Source organism: Blastomonas sp. (assembly GCF_046294995.1).
Taxonomy (GTDB): domain Bacteria; phylum Pseudomonadota; class Alphaproteobacteria; order Sphingomonadales; family Sphingomonadaceae; genus Blastomonas.
In genome coordinates, this window is record NZ_JBKBOG010000002.1 from 209014 (window position 1) to 229387 (window position 20374).

23 protein-coding genes and 1 tRNA gene are annotated in these 20374 nt (G+C 64.6%); 10 read left to right on the forward strand and 14 right to left on the reverse strand.

What is annotated here, in order from left to right; translation table 11 throughout:
• Positions 1-91: 91 nt before the first annotated feature.
• Together ACK4R0_RS05525 and ACK4R0_RS05530 are read right to left on the reverse strand one after the other, a co-directional pair.
• A tRNA-Leu gene (locus ACK4R0_RS05525) sits at positions 92-178 on the reverse strand.
• A gap of 136 nt (positions 179-314) precedes the next feature.
• Positions 315-1154 carry an MJ0042-type zinc finger domain-containing protein gene (locus ACK4R0_RS05530; protein WP_409671447.1) on the reverse strand — a complete coding sequence of 280 codons (840 nt, stop codon included), beginning with the start codon at positions 1152-1154 and terminating at the stop codon, positions 315-317.
• A gap of 233 nt (positions 1155-1387) precedes the next feature.
• On the opposite strand from ACK4R0_RS05530, the gene ftsE reads away from it, so the two are divergent.
• From ftsE to ACK4R0_RS05550, 4 genes are read left to right on the forward strand one after another with little or no spacing between them, the layout of a single operon-like run.
• The gene (ftsE, locus tag ACK4R0_RS05535) at positions 1388-2119 is read left to right on the forward strand and encodes a cell division ATP-binding protein FtsE (RefSeq protein WP_409671643.1); all 732 of its coding nucleotides are present in this window, start codon (positions 1388-1390) and stop codon (positions 2117-2119) included.
• Positions 2119-3015, forward strand: coding sequence for a cell division protein FtsX (locus tag ACK4R0_RS05540; protein WP_409671450.1), 897 nt, complete (start codon positions 2119-2121; stop codon positions 3013-3015). The genes ftsE and ACK4R0_RS05540 overlap by 1 nt, the downstream gene beginning before the upstream one ends.
• Positions 3012-3542, forward strand: a complete 531-nt coding sequence (locus ACK4R0_RS05545) for a YdcF family protein (RefSeq protein ID WP_409671453.1) — start codon at positions 3012-3014, stop codon at positions 3540-3542. The genes ACK4R0_RS05540 and ACK4R0_RS05545 overlap by 4 nt, the downstream gene beginning before the upstream one ends.
• An 8-nt stretch (positions 3543-3550) precedes the next feature.
• Positions 3551-4264 carry a lysophospholipid acyltransferase family protein gene (locus ACK4R0_RS05550; protein ID WP_409671646.1) on the forward strand — a complete coding sequence of 238 codons (714 nt, stop codon included), beginning with the start codon at positions 3551-3553 and terminating at the stop codon, positions 4262-4264.
• A 213-nt stretch (positions 4265-4477) separates the two neighbouring features.
• On the opposite strand, the gene ACK4R0_RS05555 is transcribed toward ACK4R0_RS05550, so the two are convergent.
• From ACK4R0_RS05555 to ACK4R0_RS05580, 6 genes are all read right to left on the reverse strand, one after another.
• Entirely contained in the window at positions 4478-5455 is a 978-nt protein-coding gene (locus ACK4R0_RS05555) for a ParB/RepB/Spo0J family partition protein (RefSeq protein WP_409671456.1), read from the reverse strand.
• A complete protein-coding gene (locus ACK4R0_RS05560) occupies positions 5455-6240 on the reverse strand; it encodes a ParA family protein (RefSeq protein ID WP_409671459.1) in 786 nt (261 codons plus the stop codon). The genes ACK4R0_RS05555 and ACK4R0_RS05560 overlap by 1 nt, the downstream gene beginning before the upstream one ends.
• Positions 6237-6944 (reverse strand): 16S rRNA (guanine(527)-N(7))-methyltransferase RsmG, encoded by a 708-nt coding sequence (rsmG, locus tag ACK4R0_RS05565; protein ID WP_409671462.1) that lies wholly within the window; start codon positions 6942-6944, stop codon positions 6237-6239. The genes ACK4R0_RS05560 and rsmG overlap by 4 nt, the downstream gene beginning before the upstream one ends.
• Positions 6934-8778, reverse strand: coding sequence for a tRNA uridine-5-carboxymethylaminomethyl(34) synthesis enzyme MnmG (mnmG, locus tag ACK4R0_RS05570; protein WP_409671465.1), 1845 nt, complete (start codon positions 8776-8778; stop codon positions 6934-6936). The genes rsmG and mnmG overlap by 11 nt, the downstream gene beginning before the upstream one ends.
• A gap of 117 nt (positions 8779-8895) precedes the next feature.
• Positions 8896-10188 carry a tRNA uridine-5-carboxymethylaminomethyl(34) synthesis GTPase MnmE gene (gene mnmE / locus ACK4R0_RS05575; protein WP_409671468.1) on the reverse strand — a complete coding sequence of 431 codons (1293 nt, stop codon included), beginning with the start codon at positions 10186-10188 and terminating at the stop codon, positions 8896-8898.
• A 15-nt stretch (positions 10189-10203) separates the two neighbouring features.
• Positions 10204-10452, reverse strand: a complete 249-nt coding sequence (locus ACK4R0_RS05580; RefSeq protein WP_409671471.1) for a DUF6489 family protein — start codon at positions 10450-10452, stop codon at positions 10204-10206.
• Positions 10453-10568: 116 nt separating this feature from the next.
• Between ACK4R0_RS05580 and ACK4R0_RS05585 the strand changes: the two genes are divergently transcribed.
• Positions 10569-11279: a dienelactone hydrolase family protein gene (locus tag ACK4R0_RS05585; RefSeq protein ID WP_409671648.1), complete on the forward strand. Its 711-nt coding sequence runs from the start codon at positions 10569-10571 to the stop codon at positions 11277-11279.
• Positions 11276-11674: a nuclear transport factor 2 family protein gene (locus ACK4R0_RS05590; RefSeq protein WP_409671474.1), complete on the forward strand. Its 399-nt coding sequence runs from the start codon at positions 11276-11278 to the stop codon at positions 11672-11674. The genes ACK4R0_RS05585 and ACK4R0_RS05590 overlap by 4 nt, the downstream gene beginning before the upstream one ends.
• 116 nt (positions 11675-11790) lie before the next feature.
• On the opposite strand, the gene ACK4R0_RS05595 is transcribed toward ACK4R0_RS05590, so the two are convergent.
• The 6 genes from ACK4R0_RS05595 to hemE all read right to left on the reverse strand — a co-directional run bounded on the left by ACK4R0_RS05595 (position 11791) and on the right by hemE (position 17133).
• Positions 11791-12162 carry a c-type cytochrome gene (locus ACK4R0_RS05595; protein WP_409671476.1) on the reverse strand — a complete coding sequence of 124 codons (372 nt, stop codon included), beginning with the start codon at positions 12160-12162 and terminating at the stop codon, positions 11791-11793.
• Entirely contained in the window at positions 12159-13163 is a 1005-nt protein-coding gene (locus tag ACK4R0_RS05600) for a lyase (protein ID WP_409671479.1), read from the reverse strand. Before ACK4R0_RS05600 ends, ACK4R0_RS05595 begins: the two co-directional genes overlap by 4 nt.
• Before the next feature lie 87 nt (positions 13164-13250).
• Positions 13251-13928 (reverse strand): TerC family protein, encoded by a 678-nt coding sequence (locus tag ACK4R0_RS05605; protein WP_409671482.1) that lies wholly within the window; start codon positions 13926-13928, stop codon positions 13251-13253.
• A 22-nt stretch (positions 13929-13950) separates the two neighbouring features.
• Positions 13951-15207, reverse strand: coding sequence for a transcription termination factor Rho (gene rho, locus ACK4R0_RS05610; RefSeq protein WP_409671485.1), 1257 nt, complete (start codon positions 15205-15207; stop codon positions 13951-13953).
• 353 nt (positions 15208-15560) lie between these two features.
• Positions 15561-16025 (reverse strand): CopD family protein, encoded by a 465-nt coding sequence (locus tag ACK4R0_RS05615; RefSeq protein ID WP_409671488.1) that lies wholly within the window; start codon positions 16023-16025, stop codon positions 15561-15563.
• Between the two features lie 55 nt (positions 16026-16080).
• Entirely contained in the window at positions 16081-17133 is a 1053-nt protein-coding gene (gene hemE / locus ACK4R0_RS05620) for a uroporphyrinogen decarboxylase (RefSeq protein ID WP_409671491.1), read from the reverse strand.
• 282 nt (positions 17134-17415) lie between these two features.
• Between hemE and ACK4R0_RS05625 the strand changes: the two genes are divergently transcribed.
• The 4 genes from ACK4R0_RS05625 to coaE are packed head-to-tail and all read left to right on the forward strand — an operon-like array spanning position 17416 to position 20369.
• Entirely contained in the window at positions 17416-18285 is an 870-nt protein-coding gene (locus ACK4R0_RS05625) for a pyruvate, water dikinase regulatory protein (protein WP_409671493.1), read from the forward strand.
• A gap of 12 nt (positions 18286-18297) precedes the next feature.
• Positions 18298-18891, forward strand: coding sequence for a Maf family protein (locus tag ACK4R0_RS05630; protein ID WP_409671496.1), 594 nt, complete (start codon positions 18298-18300; stop codon positions 18889-18891).
• Between the two features lie 51 nt (positions 18892-18942).
• A complete protein-coding gene (gene aroE / locus ACK4R0_RS05635; RefSeq protein WP_409671499.1) occupies positions 18943-19734 on the forward strand; it encodes a shikimate dehydrogenase in 792 nt (263 codons plus the stop codon).
• Positions 19731-20369, forward strand: a complete 639-nt coding sequence (gene coaE, locus ACK4R0_RS05640; protein ID WP_409671502.1) for a dephospho-CoA kinase — start codon at positions 19731-19733, stop codon at positions 20367-20369. Before aroE ends, coaE begins: the two co-directional genes overlap by 4 nt.
• Positions 20370-20374 lie beyond the last annotated feature (5 nt).

Below are 20374 nucleotides of genomic sequence, written 5' to 3' on the forward strand. Positions count from 1 at the left end.
CAGGGCTGAAACAACGGTCGGGATTGCAGCTTGTGGAGTTTCTGCTGCCGGGTTGGCCGGGCCACCTGATGGGCAGCGGCACGTTCCAGACTGGTGCGGTCAAGAAGACTCGAACTTCCACGGGCTTTCGCCCACAACGACCTCAACGTTGCGCGTCTACCAATTCCGCCATGACCGCACAGTCCAGCAATTTCGCGGGGTTTTCGGGACATGAAGACCCGCCTGCCCGCGTGGCAGGCCGCGCCATTAGCAAAGCGCTTGGCGCATAGCAACACGGATTATCCCGCAGCGCACGCGCCGCGCCCGTCCTGCGGTCAGCGCCGCTTGGCCCAGGCGATCTCGGCCGAGCTGGCGGAACGCGGAACGTCGACCATCGCCTGGCGGAAATCCGCCGACTGGCCCGGCTGCAGCGTATCGACCGGCGGGTTGATGATCCAGTTGAACACCACCCGGTCCTGTGCGTCGCGCAGCACCACCAGCATCGGCGGCACGTCCTGCGCGGTCTGGCTGAGATTGCGGATCGTCCCCGATGCCGAGAAGAACTCGGTGCCGTTGGGCAGCGTCCGCCGCTCCTGCTTGGTCGGCGGGAAATCAATCTGCAGATCGGGTTCGACCTCGGCGAACGGCAGGCTGTAGCCCGAGACGATGCCGGGCAGGCCGAACGCATAGATCGCCGCTGCCGTCCCCGATGCGATCACCGCGAACGCGACCGCGCCGATCATCCACAATTTCGCCGGATTGCGGCGTGGCCGGAACGGCGGTTCGTGGCTGAAGCTGCTGGGCCGGTCGGCGAGCGAATCATCGGCATAGGATGCCACGATCGGCCTGCTCACCGGCGGCACGGGCCGCGGCAGCGGCGGCAGCTGGGGCTCGGGATCATCGGCTACCGAAGGCGGGGACGGGACGGGCGCGGGCGCAGGAGCAGGAGCAGGAGCAGGAGCAGGAGCAGGCGACGCGGGCGCAGGGGCCGCAACGGGAGCAGGAGCGACCTCCGGCACGTCGGCCGTCGCAGGCTCCGCAGATTGCGCGACATCGGGGCCGTGCTGGAACCAGCTATGGCCGCATTTGGCGCATCTGACCGACCGGCCGTCGATGCCGATGGCGGTGTCCGGAACCGCATAGCGGGTGTTGCACGCGGGGCACGCAATAATCATGCACAGTTTCTAACCACGCCGGACGAATCGCCGCAAGGGGCTTGCACCGCTTGCCAGGTGCTGTCGGCTCTTTTTCCACCGGAGTTTGCGCGCTATAACGGTTTTTCAACGGGTTGGCTGGGTGGCTGCCCCCGTTGCCCCGCAACCAGCACGCCGGACGACCGCCCGATGCGCCTTTCCGATTGCCTGTCCCGTGCGCTGCGCGCTATCGCCGTGCGATGAACAGCGCGCCCATGGATAGCATCGTCCAGTTCGAGAATGTGGGCCTGCGCTATGGCACCGGACCCGAAGCCCTGTCCGACCTGTCGTTCACGCTGTTTTCGGGCCAGTTCTATTTCCTCACCGGGCCTTCGGGCGCGGGCAAGTCGTCGCTGCTTCGGCTGCTCTATCTGGCCCAGCGCCCCAGCCGCGGAATGATTAGGCTGTTCGACAGCGATCTGGTCACCCTGAGCCGCGAGCGCCTGCCCGGATTTCGCCGCCGCATCGGTGTGGTTTTCCAGGATTTTCGGCTGGTGCCGCACCTTTCGGCGTTCGACAACATCGCATTGCCGCTGCGTATCGCCGGGATGCGCGATTCCGATCTCACCACGCCGGTGCGCGAGATTCTCGACTGGGTGGGGCTCAATGCGCGCGGAGACGCCTTGCCTGCGACGCTTTCGGGGGGCGAGCAGCAGCGCGTTGCCATCGCCCGTGCCGTAATCACCCGCCCCGACATTCTGGTGGCGGACGAGCCCACCGGCAACGTCGACCCCGAAATGGCGGTCAAATTGCTGCGGCTGTTCGAGGCATTGAACCGCATGGGCACCACGATCATCGTCGCCACCCACGACATCCACCTGATGACCCGGATCAAGCGTGCGCAGATGATGCGGCTCGAGGGTGGCCGGCTGTTCGATCCGACAGGTGCGTTGCGCTACCCGCCCAAGCCATCGGACCTGCGCGGCTGGGACGGAGAGCGCAGCTGATGCTGGGCGCCCTCTTCCCCACCGCGCATGACCGCAGGCTGATCCCGCAGGCGCGGCTGACCGGGCCGATGCCCTGGGTCATCGCGGTAATGCTGTTTCTCACCCTGCTCGCGGCCGCCGCTGCGCTCGCGCTGGGCAGCGCGGCAGGCCAGATCAACGCCGATCTTGCCGGGCGCGCCACGGTGCAGATCGTCAATGCCGATCCGCAGGCACGCGAGCGCCAGGCCGACGCTGCAGAGGCGGTGCTGCGCTCCGACAGGGCCGTCGCGGTCGTCACCCCCATCAGCGATGCCGAGGTCCGCTCGCTGCTCGCTCCATGGCTGGGCAGCGGCGCGCTGAGCCGCGACATCCCCCTGCCCAGCCTGATCGACGTCAATTTCCGCCAGGCCGCCGATGAAGCGACGCTGGACCGCCTGCGCGGTGGCCTGGCGCAGGCAGCCCCCGACGCCAGGATCGATGCGCATGGCCAATGGCTGCGGCCGGTGTTCGAGCTGATCGGCACGCTGCGCTGGCTGGCGATCGCGCTGGTCGCGCTTCTGGCGCTGGCGAGCATCGCATCGGTGATGCTGTCGGCGCGCAGCAGCTTTGCCGCGCATTCCGAGACGATCGACATCATGCACCTGCTGGGCAGCACCCATCAGCAGATCGCACGGCTGTTCCAGCGGCGCATCGCGCTCGATGCCGCGCTTGGAGCGCTGGTCGCCTGCCTGCTCGCCGCGCCGGTGCTGTGGCTGCTGGGCAGGGCGGCGGGCCGGCTCGATTCGGGGCTGGTATCTGCCGGATCGTTCGGCCCGTTCGACTGGCTATTGCTTGCAACCGTGCCGATTGCGGGTATTGCGCTGGCGGTGGTCACTGCGCGCATGACCGTTCTTGGCGCGCTCAGGAAGAAACTGTGATTGTCCGCCTCTTGTCATCGCTGCTGCTCGCCTGGGTGCTCGGGTTTGCTTGGTTTGCGCTGCTGCTGCCGCAGCCGCTGGGTGATCTCAAGACCGATGCGGTGGTCGTTCCGACCGGCGGACCGCTCAGGATCGATCGCGGCCTGCAGGCGCTGCGCAACGAATGGGCCCCCCGCATGCTGATCTCGGGCGTCGATCGCGATGTCCGTCCGGCCGAGCTGAGCGCGCAATATCCCGGCGCGGCGGAGCTTTTCGATTGCTGTGTCGATCTGGGTTTCCGCGCCTATGACACGCGATCCAACGGAATCGAGACCGCGCGCTGGGCCAAGCAGCGCGAAATCACTTCGGTGCGGCTGGTGACCACCGACTGGCACATGCGCCGCGCCGAATACGAGCTCAAGCGCGCACTGCCTGAGACCATCGCGATCTACACCGATGCGGTTGCCAGCAAGCCCAGCCTGATGACACTGTGGCGCGAGTACAACAAGCTGGTGCTGCGCTGGCTCTCCGGTCTGTTCGGGGTCTGACGGTGCGTATGCTTGTCGCCCTGTTGCGCACGATCCTGTTCACCATCGCGTTTTATGGCGGATCGGTGCCGATCGTGATCGTCGCGTTCATCATCCTGCCGTTTTCGCGGCACCGGCTGCAGGGCATGGCGCGGTTCTGGGGGACGTTTCATTACGTCTGCGCCCGCTCGCTGCTCGGCATCCGCGCGCGCATCGATGGCACCATCCCCGACGGCCAGGTGCTCTACGCGATCAAGCACGAAAGCTTCTTCGAGACGATCGAGCTGCTGCGCATCTTCAATCGCCCCGCGGTCGTCGCCAAGAAGGAGCTCTCGCGCATCCCGTTGTGGAGCCAGATCGCGCGCACTTACGGCATGATCTTCATCGATCGCGCCGGCGGTGCCACCGCCTTGCGCGCGATGATGGCCGAAGTGCGCCGCTTCGTCGCCGAGGGCCGCTCGATCGTAATCTACCCCGAAGGCACCAGCACCCCGCCGGGACAGCAGCCGCCGCTGCAGGCGGGTTTCGCCGGGCTGTACAAGCTGGCCAAGCTGCCGGTGGTGCCGATTGCGCTCGACAGCGGCCATCTGTACCCCCGGCGCGGCTTCATCAAGCACCCGGGCGTCGTGACGTACAAGTTCGGCGAGATCATCCCTGCCGGCCTGCCGCGCGAAGAGATCGAGGCGCGGGTGCATGCGGCGATCAACGTGCTCAACGATCCGCAGCGGGTGCAAGGCGACTGAACACCCCGGGTGCGCGACGTCCCTCGACTTCGCTCGGGACAGGCGGTGGGGGGCGGGGAGACGGCTTTGCCTCAGTCGGGAGCATCTGGCGCGTCAGCATACCGCGAGGCCGCACCCACCTCCCGTGTTCCCGAGCGAAGTCGAGGGACGTCGTGCACGGCCTCTTGCGAGGATTCGCGCACTGTCCAAAAGCTAAATAAGCCGTTGATATAGCTAAATAATCTCGCCAGAAAGCCGCTGGCAGATCAGGTCCAGCTGGTCAAGATTGCCATAACGCACGGTGACGCTGCCGGTACGCTGGTTGGCGTCGGTCAGTATCTTGACCTTGAGACCGAGCAGGTCTTCAAGGTGCCGCTCGACCGCCGCGATATCGGCATTGCTCGCAGCATCGTCGCTGCCCTGCCCCTTGCCCTTGCGCCGGGCGCTCGGCGCCGTTCCGGCCGCATCGCTGCGCGCGCGGCGCACCAGCTTCTCGACATCGCGCACCGACAGCCCGCGATCGACCACCTCGGCCGCGATGCTTTCGGCATCGGGCACGTTGATCAGCGCGCGGGCATGGCCCATGCTCAGGCTCTTGTCGGCGATCATCTTGAGCACCGGCTGCGGAAGCGCGAGCAGACGCATCAGGTTGGCGATATGGCTGCGCGACTTGTCGACCATCCGCGCGACCTCGACAGGGGTATAGCCCTGATCGCCAACCAGCCGCTGATAGGCCTCAGCCTCCTCGACGGGGTTGAGGTCCTCGCGCTGGATGTTCTCGATCAACGCCAGTGCCAGCGTATCGGGATCGCTGAGTTCGCGGATGATCGCTGGGATTTCGTGCAGCCGTGCGCGCTGCGCCGCACGCCAGCGGCGCTCGCCCGCAACCAGCTCATAGCCGCCGCCCTGGCGCGGTCGCACGATCACCGGCTGGATCACCCCGCGCTGGGCGATCGAGCGCGCCAGGTCGTCGAGCGCCTCCTCATCGAACCAGCGCCGCGGCTGGCCGGGATGCGGGCGAATCTCGGACAGCGGCAGGCTGCGCAGGCCGGTCATCGCAGCGCCCTGCTCCGCCGCACCGTCCTCGCGCCGTACCAGCGGCTCTTCGCGCACCGCCTCGCCCAGCAGCGCATTGAGCCCGCGCCCCAGTCCGCTTGGACGCTTGCGACCCAGCGCCTTGGCGATATCGGGCAGATCGTGTTCGTCGGCCATCAGGCGGCTTCCTCTTCCACCCGGGGCATCCGGGAAATGAACTCTCGCGCCAGCGCGATATAGGCTTCCGATCCGACGCAGCGGTGGTCGTAGATCAGTGCGGGCATGCCATGGCTTGGCGCCTCGGACAGCCGCACGTTGCGCGGGATCACGGTATCGAACACCAGTTTGCCCAGCACTGCGCGGACATCGTCCGACACCTGATCGGTCAGCCGGTTGCGGCGATCGTACATCGTCAGCACCACGCCGATGATCGACAGATCGGGATTGAAGCGCTGCTGCACCCGTTCGACCGTCTGGAGCAGCTGGCTCAACCCTTCGAGCGCAAAGAACTCGCACTGCAGCGGCACCAGCACCTGATCGGTCGCGACCAGCGCGTTGAGCGTCAGCAGCCCCAGCGAGGGCGGGCAGTCGATCAGGCAGACATGCCAGCGACCTGCCAGCGCGGTGTCCATCGCCATCTTGAGACGGTGGGTGCGGTGCTCGAGATCCACCAGCTCGATTTCCGCGCCCGACAGATCGACCGTGGCCGGGACGATATCGAGCCCGGGAATCTGGGTCGGCACGCTGCACTGCGCCAGCGAGCTTTCATTGGTCAGCAGGTCATAGCTGGAGAACTCGCGGTCGTTGCGCGCGATACCCAGCCCGGTCGAGGCGTTGCCCTGCGGGTCGAGATCGATCAGCAGCACCTTGAGCCCCGTCGCCGCAAGCGCGGTGGCCAGGTTGATCGCGGTGGTGGTCTTGCCGACCCCGCCTTTCTGATTCGCGATCGCAATGCGGATCATGGCCTGCTCCTGTGTTTGCGCGTCGGTGCCGAAACGGTACGCAGAGGCTCACTCGGTGGGACCGTCCCACTGCCGACGAGGATCGCCGCATCGGCATCCGTGATGCTTTGTTCCACGTGAAACACACGTTGCCACGCGGACGGCACGCTTGCCAGTTCCGTGCGCGCGTTTCGGCCTTTCGGCAGCAACCAGCGTGTATTTTCTGTGGAAAACCTCGCGGCCGTATCAAGCAGCTTTGGCAACGGAGCAAACGCGCGCGCCGAAATATAATCCGCCGCGACCGTTGTCATCCGCTCGAGCGGCATGCCTGCGACCACCACGCGGCCCTCGAGCGCCAGATGCGCGATCGCCCTTTCAAGATAGGCGATCCGCAGGCCACGCGATTCGACCAGGGTCACCTGACACGGCGCGAGCAAGGCGATGACCAGCCCAGGAAACCCCGCGCCGCTCCCCAGGTCGATCCAATGGTCGTCAGGTGTCGGCGCAGCAAAGCGCAGCAGCTGGGCACTATCGACGATATGGCGCTGCCACATATGGTCGAGCGTCGAGGCCGACACCAGATTCTGCTGGGCTGCCTCCAACCGCACGAACCCGTTGAGCCGCTCGAGCGCCGCCATTGTTTCACGTGAAACACCAAGCTGCTCGGTGAGCCAGCGCTGGGCGCTCGCTTCGTCAGATAGCGTGCTCATCGAATCACGCAGCATGGCGGCGCGTATGCACGAGGATGGCCGCCAGGGCTGCCGGGGTAACCCCACGAACGCGGCCGGCTTCGGCGAGTGTTTCGGGCTGGGCCAGCGAAAGCCGTTCGACCATCTCGTTGGACAGCCCGGTGATGGCACGATAATCGACGGCTCCCAGCGCGACGCGCTCGTTGGCCCGCAGATCGCGCAGCTCGGATTCCTGACGCGCGAGATACGGCGCGTACACCGCATCCTCCTCGATCTCGGAAACAAGGTCATCGTCCAGATCGCCGATGCCGGCGACCAACGGTGCAAGCGACGGCAGCGAAACCGCCGGGAAGCGCAGCCAGTCATACAGACTCTGCCGGCTGCCATCGGCCTTGATCGGAAGGCCCAGCGCCGCAAGCTCGGTGCAGCTTGTCTGGCGGTCGAGCGCCGAAAGCAGCTCTGCTTTCTGACGCTGGCGCGCTTCGAACCAGGTCTTGCGCTCATCGCCGACACAGCCATTGCCGATCGCCAGCGTGGTGAGACGGTCCGAAGCATTGTTGGCCCGCAACCTCAACCGGTATTCCGCGCGCGCGGTGAGCATCCGATACGGCTCGGTCACGCCCTGCAAGACAAGATCATCGATCATCACCGCAAGATAGCTGGTCGCGCGATCGGGCAACGCGATCTCTCGCCCGAGCACCTGCCCCGCAGCCGCCATCCCGGCAACAAGCCCTTGGGCTGCGGCTTCCTCGTAACCGGTTGTCCCGTTGATCTGGCCGGCGCAATACAGGCCAGGCAGGCTGCGCACCTGCAGGCTGTGATCAAGCGCGCGCGGATCGATATGGTCATACTCCACCGCATAGCCCGGAACGACGATCTCGGCTTTTTCCAGCCCGGCCATACTGCGGACGAACGCCAGCTGGACGTCGGTCGGCAGCGAGGTCGAAATGCCGTTGGGATAGACCAGATGCGTGTCCAGGCCCTCGGGTTCGAGAAACACCTGGTGACCGTCGCGATCTCCGAAACGGTGGATCTTGTCCTCGATCGAGGGGCAATAGCGCGGCCCCTGCGCCCCGATCGCGCCACTGAACAAGGGCGAGCGATCGAGGTTGGCGCGGATGATGTCATGCGTCTTCTGGCGGGTGCGGGTGATCGCGCAGAACACCTGCGGCACGCTGCGACCCGAACTGAGCGGCGACATCGTCCAGCCTTCGTCGTCGCTGGGCTGTTCGTCGAGCACGGCCCAGTCGATCGTCCGTCCATCGATCCGCGGCGGCGTTCCGGTCTTGAGCCGCGCCATCGGCAGTTCGGCGTCGCGCAGCTGCAGCGCCAGCAGGCCCGCACCGGGTTCACCGATACGGCCACCCTCGAGCCGCTCCTCGCCGCGGAACAGCCGCCCGCCCAGAAATGTTCCCGTCGCCAGCACGACCGCGCGCGCAGCGACGCTGGTGCCATCGGCCATAGCGACCCCGGTCACGCGTCCGCAATCAATCCGCAGCGCTGCGACTTCGCGTTCGACGATCGCAAGGTTCGCCTGGTCTCCGAGCATCCGCTGGATCGCGGCCTTGTACAATTTACGGTCGGCCTGGACCCGTGGCCCCTGCACCGCGCTGCCCTTCGAGCTGTTGAGCATGCGGTAATGGATCGCAGCCTCGTCAGCGGCGCGCGCGATCAGTCCATCGAACGCATCGACCTCGCGGACGAGGTGTCCCTTGCCCAGCCCGCCGATCGCCGGGTTGCACGACATCGCACCGATGGCATCGCGGGTGAAGCTGACGAGAGCCACGCGCGCACCCATCCGCGCAGCGACAGCCGCAGCCTCGCACCCGGCATGACCGCCGCCGACAACCAGAACATCGAATTGTACCATGCCACGCGCATAGCGCAGTTGGCGGATTCGGTCGAGAGGTGAGCGGCGAGCTTTGCTTTGCCAAGGTGCACGGCAGCGCACTGTCTCTCTCCCCTCCCGCAAGCGGGAGGGGAGAGACTATTTCCCGATGCAGAAGGCGCCGAACAGTGCGTCGAGCATATCCTCGACATGCGTACGCCCCAGCAGCTGGTCGAGCGCCAGCCGTGCGTGGCGGAGCGATTCCGCCCGCAGCAAAAGGTCATCCTGCCGGCACGCGTGGGCAAGCGCTTCGGTGCATTCGGTGAGCAAGCGATGCTGGCGCGCATTGAGCGCTACGTCCCCCGCCGCAGGCAGCAGTGCCGCCGACGAAGCCACCAGATCGGCAATCAGCGCGTCAAGCCCCGCGCCCGTGCGCGCCGAGATACTGTGCCGCGCGGTCGCCTTTGTTTCACGTGAAACATCCGCGCGGTCGATCTGTGGTTCGATCTCCCAGGCGGTCGCCCCGCCCTGCCCTTCGGGCCCGAGCCACAGCACGATATCCGCCCCCGCCATTGCGTCGCGCGCACGGTCGATCCCGATCGCTTCGATCACCTCAGCGCCTTCATCGCGAAGCCCTGCGGTGTCGGTGAAGACGAACGGCACCCCACACAGCGCGACCGGCACTTCGATCAGATCACGCGTGGTCCCTGCAATGTCAGAGACGATCGCTGCCTCGCGCTGCACCAGCGCATTGAGCAGCGTCGACTTGCCGCTGTTGGGAGGCCCAGCCAATACGACGCGGATACCATCGCGCAACCGTTCAGCGCGCGGCCGCGCGAGCGCCGCACCAATTTCCCGGGCCAGCTGTTCTATGGCGTTGCGCGTCGAATCCGCCGCCTGCCCGACATCATCCTCGTCGGAAAAATCGAGCTCGGCCTCGACCAGCGCCGAAAGCCGCAACACATGCTGCCGCCACCCCTCGATCTGCCGGGACAGATGTCCGCTCGCCGTCCGGATCGCGGCGACGCGCTGCGCCTCGGTTTCGGCAAACAGCAGATCGGACAATCCCTCAGCCTCGGCCAGATCCATCCGCCCGTTGAGGAATGCGCGCCGCGTGAATTCGCCGGGCTCGGCCAGGAGCAACCCGGGCATCCGCGCCAGCACGGCTTCCACCGCGCGCACCACCGCGCGTCCGCCGTGCAGATGCAATTCGGCCAGGTCCTCCCCCGTCGCGGTCGCAGGACCGGGAAACCACAGCACCAATGCGCGGTCGAGCAAGGTTCCGTCATCGGGATCGTGCAGCGCGCGCAGGGCGGCGCGGCGCGCGGGCGGCAGTCCGCCGCACAGCGCAACGATCGCGTCGCCGGCATGCGGACCGCTTATCCGGATAAGGGCGATGGCAGCAGGCGGCGCGCCGCTGGACAGCGCAAAGATCGTGTCGCCTGCGTGCATCGTGTCAGATACGGATCAGCTCTTGGGCTTGCCGCTGGCGCCCGATGCTGCCGCTTCCATGATCTGCTGGAAGAAGCGCAAACCCATCTCGCCCATCGGTGCGATGTTCTTGGCCATGGTCTGCAGCTGGTCGACGTTGCTGGTGCCCTTCATCGCGTTCACGACACCATCGACATAGGTCTTGTTGACATCCGACACGTCGGGCAGCCCCATGAAACGACGCATTTCTTCCGGGGAGCAATCGACTTCGATATTCACTTTCATGGCAATCAACCTTCTAGCAGCACAAAGGCCCCCAAGCCCCGGATTAGCGCTTATCAGCCTTCGCAAAGTGGGTATAAATGGCCGCCAAAGCAAACGAATTGATGATGGAGAGCAAAATGGGTTCGATGCACAGCATCCAGACTTTCGACCACGCTGGGCAGTTCGACGCCTATGTCGCGACGCCCGAAGGAACGCCCAAGGCGGCGATCATCGTGATCCAGGAAATTTTCGGGGTCAATCCGGGCATCCGGCAGAAGTGCGATGGCTGGGCCGCACAAGGCTATCTCGCGGTCGCGCCCGACCTGTTCTGGCGGATCAAGCCGGGAATCGAGCTCAACCCCGACGTCGAGGCCGAGATGCAGGAAGCGTTCGGCTATTTCGGGCAGTATGACGCCGATGACGGCATCAAGGATATCGAGGCCACCATTCGCGCGATCCGAGCCGGGATCGGCGGGCTCGCGGGCGTCGCCAAGGTCGGCGCGGTCGGGTACTGCCTGGGCGGCAAGCTTGCCTATATGACCGCGGCCCGCACCGATGTTGACGCCAGCGTCGGCTATTATGGGGTGATGATCGACAAGATGATCGATGAATCGCATGCCATCGCCAACCCGCTGATGCTGCACATCCCCACCGCCGATCACTTCGTCGATGCCAAGGCACAGGCAGCGATCCATGCCGGGCTGGACGATCACCCCAAGGTGACGCTGCATGATTACGAAGGTCTCGATCACGGCTTTGCCACCGAGATGGGCGACCGGCGCGATGAGCAGGGGGCGCAGCTTGCCGACAGCCGCACCCAGGCGTTTTTCGCCGAGCATCTTGCATGACCACGGCGCAATCCGGAGTCGCCGCCTGGCATGATTACATGCACGGCGGCTCCGACCCCGAAAAGCTGAGCGCGATGTTGGCCGATGACGCGGTGTTCCACTCGCCCGTCGTCCACACGCCGCAGCAGGGCAAGGGCAAGGTCTTCGCCTATCTCCACGCCGCAGCACACGTGCTGGGCAACGACAGCTTCCATTATGTCCGGCAGATCATCGATGGCGACACCGCGATGCTCGAGTTCGCGCTCGAGCTCGATGGCATCCAGGTCAATGGCGTCGACATCATTCGCTGGAACGATGCGGGTCAGATCAGCGACTTCAAGGTCATGGTCCGCCCGATGAAGGCGATGAACAAGGTCTGGGAGAAAATGGGCGAGATGCTGGCGAAGGCGGGGTGACCGTTCCCCTGCTTGCCGTCATTCCCGCGAACGCGGGAATCCCGCTTTTCAGCAACGTCAGTGCAATAGCGGGACCCCCGCGTTCGCGGGGGTGACGGTAAAAATCACCTATTGGGTTATTCGGCCCGCATAATATACGCCACGATCGCCGCGCGCTCTTCGGCTTTTTTCAGGCCGAAGAAGCCCATGTCATTGCCAGGGACAAGCTTTTGCGGATCGGCAAGAAACTGGTCCAGAAGCTCGGGCGTCCAGCGGCGGTTCGATCCAGCGAACCGCTTGAAAGCCTTGGAATATTCAAAAGTCTGGTCGCCCGCGATCGGGCGTTGCGCCAAGGCGTGGAGATTGGGGCCGCTGAGCCCCTTCTCGCCCTTGGTGACCGAGTGGCAGCTGTAGCAGCGCTGGAAGGCGCGTTCACCGGTCTGGTTGGTCGCTTGCGCTGCAGCTGGCACCGGTAGCAGCAGCGCCAGAACGCCGAGCCAGCGGATCATTTGCCATCAGTCCGGATCACCATCATCCGCTCGGTGCCCGATTCGGGCAGCATCACCTCGCCCTTGCGGCCGAGGATCTGGCGGACGTTCGCCCCCTCCCCGCTGCCGGGATAGCGCGCGGTGAACTTTTCGGTGCGCGGGTCGAAGACGCGGGTGGAATTGTCGCCGAAATCGCTGACCCACACCATATCGCGCTCGTCGACATAGACCGCATAGGCCTTGGGCGCGTCGCCGGGCAGCTTCCAGGTTTTCCAGCTCTTGTTTGACGGACGATACCGATACAGCTCGCCGCTGTTCCAGCCGGTGATCCACAAATCGCCCCTGCTGTCCGGCCACACGCGGCGCAATCCTGCGCCCGGCGTCGGCGGCTCGATGACGCTGATCTCGCCGCTGGCGCTGTCGATCTTCGCCAGATGGCTGCCGGCGAGCGAAACGTACCACACCGTGCCATCGGGCGCAGTGGCAATGCCATAGGGGCCGCGGCCCTTGGGGTCCTTCCAGACATCGACCTTGCCGCTGGCGGCGTCGACCTTGCCGTAAATCCCGTTCTGCCCGGTGAACCAGTGCACGCCCTTGCCATCGAAGGCGCCGGTGTTGAGGTTGGTGTAGCCGGTATCCGCCGGCAATTTCCAGACGTCGATCTTGCCATTGGCCGGGTTGTAGCGGACGATCGCATTCTGCCCGCCATCGGTGATCCACGCCATGCCATCGGGGCCCTGAATCACGCCATGCGGTGCGGATTCAGGACCAAGCGGCACCTGCACCACCTTGCCCGAGACCGGATCGAGGATGCCGAGCGCGCCCTGGCGCTGCGCGGTGTACCATATCTTGCCATCGGGCGCGGGAGCAACATCGTGCGGGCGCGAGCCCTTGGGCAGCTCGAACAGGGTGACGTTGCGACCGATCTCGGCCGATGCCGCGATCTGGCTGCCGTCCTTGGCGATGACGGGTGCGTGGGTGGCCAGCACTGCGCCGACTGCGCTCAGCAATATCCTCTTCATGGCAAACATCCTCCCTGTCGGTGCCTGATCCTATCAGGGATCAAACTCCGATGGGGAGGAAATGTTGCGCGAAGCCTGTCCAGTGGGTCAGCTGAACAGCGTGGTGATGCCGACGCTGGGATCGACGAAGCCGTCGTAGATCATCTTGCCCGCGACATAGAGGATCACCAGCAGGCCGACATAGGCGATCCAGCGGTAACGCTCGATATATTTGGCGATGAAGTTCGCAGCGACGCCCATCAGCGCAACCGCAAGAATCAGGCCGACGATCAGGATGCCGGGGTGTTCGCGCGCCGCGCCTGCAACAGCGAGGACGTTGTCGAGGCTCATCGAGACATCGGCGACCGCAACCGCCCAGGCGGCCGAGGCAAAGCTCTTGGCGGGCTTCACCCCGCTATTCTCGTCACCCTCGATTTCCGGCGATCCTGCCGATCCGCCCGCAGGTTGCAGCTCGCGGTACATTTTCCACGAGACCCAGAGCAACAGCAGGCCGCCGGCGAAAATCAGCCCGACAATCTGCATCAACTGGGTCACCACCAAGGCAAAGGCGATCCGCAGCACGAGTGCTGCGACGATGCCGATCAGGATGACCTTGCGGCGTTGATCAGCAGGCAGGCCCGCCGCCAGCGCGCCGACGACGATCGCATTGTCACCTGCCAGCAGGATGTCGATCATCAGCACTTGGCCGAATGCAAACCACGCCGCAGCGTCGCCCGCAAACAGGCCCGAAAAGTCCATGACGATATGTGACCAGAATTCGCTCATCAGCGCAGTACCCTTCAGGCGCTTACTGGTTCATCGAATCGAAGAAATCCTCGTTGGTCTTGGATTCCTTCATCTTGTCGAGCAGGAACTCCATCGCATCGATGGTGCCCATCTGCATGAGGATACGGCGCAGCACCCACATTTTGGACAGGATGTCCTTCTCGACCAGCAGCTCTTCCTTGCGCGTGCCGGACTTGCCGACATCGAGTGCCGGGAAGATGCGCTTGTCGGCGATCTTGCGGTCGAGCACGATTTCGGAGTTGCCGGTGCCCTTGAACTCTTCGAAGATGACCTCGTCCATGCGGCTGCCGGTGTCGATCAGCGCGGTGGCGATGATCGAGAGCGAACCGCCCTCCTCGATGTTGCGCGCAGCACCGAAGAAGCGCTTGGGACGCTGCAGCGCGTTGGCATCGACGCCGCCGGTCAGCACCTTGCCCGACGAGGGCACGACGGTGTTGTAGGCGCGGCCCAGACGCGTGATCGAATCGAGCAGGATGACGACATCCTTCTTGTGCTCGACCAGACGCTTGGCCTTCTCGATCACCATTTCGGCGACCTGGACGTGACGCTGCGCAGGCTCGTCGAACGTGGACGAGATGACCTCGCCCTTGACGCTGCGCTGCATGTCGGTGACTTCCTCGGGCCGCTCGTCGATCAGCAGCACGATGAGGAAAACCTCAGGATGGTTGTCGGTGATCGCCTTGGCAATGTTCTGCAGCAGCACGGTCTTACCCACACGCGGTGGGGCTACGATCAATGCGCGCTGGCCCTTGCCCTGCGGCGAGACGATATCGATGACGCGCGCCGACTTGTCCTTGACGGTCGGGTCGAGCGTATCGAGCCGCAGCTTCTCGTCGGGATAGAGCGGGGTGAGGTTGTCGAAATTGACGCGGTGACGCACGACATCGGGGTCGTCGAAATTGACCGCGGTGAGCTTGGTCAGCGCGAAATAGCGCTCGCCGTCGCGCGGTGCGCGGATCTCGCCTTCGACCGTGTCACCGGTGCGCAGGCCGAAGCGGCGCACCTGGTTGGGCGAGACATAGATGTCGTCGGGCCCGGCGAGATAGTTTGCCTCGGGGCTGCGCAGGAAACCGAACCCGTCGGACAGCACTTCGATGGTGCCGAGGCCCATGATGAGCTCGCCATCGTCGGCCAGTTCCTTGAGGATCGCGAACATCAGGTCCTGGCGGCGGAGCGTCGATGCGCTCTCGACGCCCAGCTCTTCGGCCATGGTGACGAGTTCAGCGGGGGTTTTCTGCTTGAGTTCTTTAAGATGCATGAGGTGCAATCGTCCGTGATGATGGGTGCCGCAAAAGATCAGGCGGCAGTCATGGGAAATTCTGTGGGACGCCCAGCCGGTAATCCGGTCACTGGTGGATAAGGGTCGTCATCGGTCCCGGACGGGACGTTTACCGATCTAGGCGCGGGGCTGGCCAAAGTCAATCGGGGCTGCGACGGGGTGCGGGGGGGCAAAGATTTCAGCATGGCCGTTGAAAATCCTCCCCTGCAAGGGGAGGTGGCATGGCGGAGCCATGACGGAGGGGTGTCCACATCAGCGATAGGGTGACACCCCTCCACCACCCGCTGCGCGGGCGGTCCCCCTCCCCTTGCAGGGGAGGATTTTTTAAAGCGTCAGAAAGGCTTCACGATCACCAGGATCACGATCACCGCAGCCGCAATACCCGGAACCTCGTTGATCAGCCGCAATTGCTTGCCGGTCATCTTGCGCTCACCCTTGGCGAGCTTGCGCGCATAGCCGACCATCCAGCCGTGATAGCCGCTGAGGATCAGGACAAACAGCAACTTGGCGTGGAACCAGCCTTGCGAAAACGCGCCGATCTGCACCGCGAGCACCAGTCCGAGCAGCCAGACGATGATCAGCGACGGGTTGAGGATGATCTTCTTGAGCTTGGCTTCGCGCTCGACCCACAGCGCCGCTTCGGGCGATCCGGCGGCGGCTTCCTGGTGATAGACGAAGAACCTGGGCATCATGAACAGCCCCGCCATCCAGAAGATGACGAAGATCAGGTGCGCTGCTTTGAGCCAGAGATAGAGCATCGAAAGGACGTAATCCGTTGTCAGGAGGAGCTCGTTCATGGTGCCATGCCGTGTGCGCGGGCAGGAAAACCCGCCCGCTGGTGTGGCAGCGCGATTATGCGCCCTGCTTCACCAGTGTAAGCAGTGCGTGCACATGTTCAATGGGCGTCTGCTGCAATATGCCGTGGCCCAGGTTGAAAATGTGCGGCCGCCCCTCGAATGTGCGGATGATGTGCCGGACCGCGCTTTCCATCTGCTCGCCTCCCGCCAGCAGCGCCAGCGGATCGAGATTGCCCTGCACCGGCATGGAGGCAGGGATGTTCGCCGCGGCCCAGACCGGATCGATCGTCTCGTCGAGGCCAAGCGCATCGACACCCGTCTCGCGCGCATAGGCTGCCAGTTTCTCGCCCGCGCCCTTGGGGAAACCGATCACCGGAACACCCGGACGCGCCTCGTGGATCGCAGCGGCTATCCGGGCGTTGGGCGCGATCACCCAGCGTTCGAACTGCGACGGGGCAAGCGAGCCTGACCAGCTGTCGAAAATCTGCACCGCATCCACCCCGGCATCGATCTGGCCGATCAGGTAGGTTATGGTCAGATCGACGATCGCGTCGATCAGCACCTGGAAAGCCTGCGGATCGCGATAGGCATAGGAACGGGTGGCGTGCTGGTCCTTGCTGCCTTCGCCGTTGACCATATAGGTCGCGACCGTCCACGCAGACCCTGCAAAGCCCAGAAACGCCTTCTCAGGCGCAAGATCGGCTTTGACCAGGCGCACGGTCTCGTAAATCGCATCCAAGCGCTCAGGGACGGGTACAAGGCTCTCCAGCGCATGATCGACCAGCGTCGGGGAAAGGTGGGGACCTTCGCCGACCAGGAACTGCAGATTCTGTCCCATCGCATAGGGCACGATCAGGATATCCGAAAACAGGATGGCGGCATCGAGATCGAAGCGCTTGAGCGGCTGCAGCGTGATCTCGGCGGCCGAGGGGCTGTCGTATACCAGCTCGAGGAAACCGCCCTTCTCTGCCCGAAGAGCGCGATACTCGGGCAGGTAGCGCCCGGCCTGTCGCATCATCCACATCGGCGGCGTCTGGTGTACCTTGCCTGCCAAGCACTCGAGCAGCGGCGCATGGCGCACTGCGGTCTGAACTGTCTCCCCACCCATACTTTATCTTATATCCTTTATATAGGAATCTGTTGAAGAAGGCCGCTTGATAACCGGCATGACGCTTTCTTGCCTTATGTATCGACAGATTGACAGTCGGCAAATCGCACGAGCGTCACGAGTCGGAAAATTTATCCCGCCTATCAACAGCCTGTCGATAAGCTTGTCAGCTGTGGACAAGCCGGTCCATGATTTGATCGGTAGGGGGGAGCGTTTGTGTCCCCGGTTTTGCCCACAACATCATGCCTTGATTTATCCCCGCACAACCCACAGACCATCGCCATGAGCCGCTTCCACCTCCATCTGCTGTCGGATTCCACCGGCGAGACGCTGGAAAACATCGCCAAGGCCGCTTTGGCGCAGTTCGATGCGGTCGAGATCATAAAACACTTCTGGCCGATGGTCCGTTCCGAAACGCATCTCGATCGAATTCTCGACGAGGTCGCGGCCAATCCGGGGCTGGTGCTGTTCACTCTGGTCAATCCCGATATCCGCGCCAAGCTCGAACGGCGCTGCCGGGTGCTGGGGCTGCCGATGGTGCCCGCGCTCGATGCGGTGAGTGATGCGCTGTCCAACCTGCTGGGCCAGGCGGCCAAGGCGCGCCCCGGCCGCCAGCATGTGCTCGATGCCGCGTATTTCGCCCGCGTCGAGGCGATCCAGTTCACCATCGCGCACGATGACGGGCAGAACTGGGAAAACTGGGAGGCCGCCGACATCGTGCTGGCCGGCGTCTCGCGATCGTCCAAGACACCGACCTCGATCTACCTCGCCAATCGCGGCTACAAGACCGCCAATATCCCGATCGTCGTCGAATCTCCGCCGCCGCCGGTGCTATTTTCACTCAACCGGCCATTGGTCGTCGGGCTCACCACCAACCCCGAACGGCTGATCGCGGTGCGTCGCAACCGTCTGTTGTCCTTGAATCAGGCCCCTGAAACCGACTATGTCAACGATGAGAAGGTCAAGGCAGAGCTTGCCTATGCCCGGCGGATGTTTGCCGACAATGGCTGGCCGGTGATCGATGTGACCCGCAGGTCGATCGAGGAATCGGCAGCGGCGATCATCAATCTGTTCAACGCACGCGAGACCGCGCGCGCGTCGGACACGGCCCGGCAAGGGCTGGCGGCAGGGGCGATCGCAGATGAAGCGTAAGGACGAAATGACATGCTGATACTCGCATCGCAAAGCGCATCGCGGCGGACGATGCTGGACAAAGCCGACGTCCCGTTTTCGGTCGTGGCGGCGCATATCGATGAATCGGCGATCCGTGCCACGCTGCATGCCGAGGGCACGAGCCCGCGCGATATTGCCGATGCGCTCGCCGAAGCCAAGGCGATGCGGGTCGGGACCAAGCGGCCCGAGGCGATGGTGCTGGGATCGGACCAGATCCTTGAAACCGAAAGCGGCGAGATGCTCAGCAAGCCGCAAACCCCCGAAGATGCCATCCGGCAGCTCGAGACGCTGTCGGGCAAGCCGCACCGGTTGTGGAGTGCAGCGGTGATCGTCGAGGGCGGCCGCCCGATCTGGCGGCATGTGGAAAAGGCGGTGATGCATGTGCGCCCGCTGGGCAGCGCCTTTGTGCGTGACTATGTGGATAAACACTGGGAATCGATCGGATACACGGTGGGTTGCTACGAGATAGAAGGCGCAGGGGCCCAGCTTTTCAGCCATATCGAGGGCAGTCATTTCGCTGTCCTAGGAATGCCGCTGCTGCCGCTGCTCGGCTTCCTGCGCGAGCGCGAACTGATGCCGAGCTGAGCGGCTGACAAGTCTGTGGAAAACCCTGACGCTTCCCGGCCGTATGCAGAGGTGATCGGCGACCCGATCGCGCACAGCAAATCGCCGCTGATCCACAATTTCTGGCTGAAGCAGCTGGGGATGGACGCCGAATATCGCTCAGCCCATGTGACGCCCGAGGCCTTGCCCGGCTATATCGCCAGCCGCAGCGAAGACCCCGCCTGGCGCGGGTGCAACGTCACCATCCCGCACAAGCTTGCGGTGATGGAGCATGTCGCCGATCCCGGTGACGTGCGCGCCAGCATCGGGGCGATGAACACCATCGCGCGCGATGACACCGGCGCATTGTTCGGCACCAACACCGATGCCGGGGGGTTTTACGCGCCGCTCGGGCAGAGCGATTTCACCGGCGCGGATGTCGCGATCATCGGCGCGGGCGGGGCCGCGCGTGCGGTGCTGTTCGCGCTGTCGCGGATGGATGTCGGCTCGGTCACGATCCACGCGCGCAATGCGCTCAAGGCGATGGGGCTGCTCGCCGGGTTCGGTCTCAAGGGCCAGGTGCGCGGCATGGATGACCCGCTTGGCGAGGTCGATCTGCTGGTCAACACCAGCCCTCTGGGCATGAAGGGCTTCGATCCGCTCAATGTCGATCTGTCGACTTTGCCCGAAGGCGCAGTGGTCTACGACATCGTCTATGCCCCGCTCGAGACAGCGCTGCTCAAACAGGCGCGGGCGCGGGGGCTCGATACCGTCGATGGGCTGGAAATGCTGATCGGCCAGGCGGCGCTCGCCTTCGAGATCTTTTTCGACGCCGCCCCGCCGCGGACCCATGATGACGAATTGCGCGCGCTGCTGACCGCATGACCGCGCACGTCAAGCGGCTGCCTCCGCATCACAGGCACCGCCCTATGGTGCTGGGGCTGACCGGATCGATCGGCATGGGCAAGTCGGCTGTCGCGAAGATGCTGCGCGCCGAGGGCGTGCCGGTGTTCGATGCCGATGCCGAGGTGCATAAGTTGCAGGGTCCCGGTGGCGCGCTGCTGCCGGCAATCGAGGCGGCGTTTCCGGGGACCACCGGGCCACAGGGCGTCGACCGGGCAAAGCTGGGCGCGGCGGTGTTCGGCAACCCAGCGGCCCTCAAGACGCTCGAGCATATCGTCCATCCCGCCGTCGGACGCTCGCGCGCGGCGTTCGTCCGTGCCCACCGCGCGCGGCGGATCATCGTGTTCGATATCCCGCTGCTGTTCGAAAAGGGCGGCACGCAGAACGTCGACGGCATCATCGTCGTCTCGGCTGCCTTGTGGCAACAGCGCAAGCGGGTGATGGCGCGGCCAGGGATGACCGCAGCCCGGCTGCGCCACATCCGCCACCTGCAGATGGCGGACCATCACAAGCGTTGCCATGCCGACTGGATCATCCCCACCGGGCGCACCAAGCTGGCGACGCGGCAGGCGGTGCGCAAGCTGCTCAGGAAATTGCGCCCGATTCTTGCGCACTGATCTCT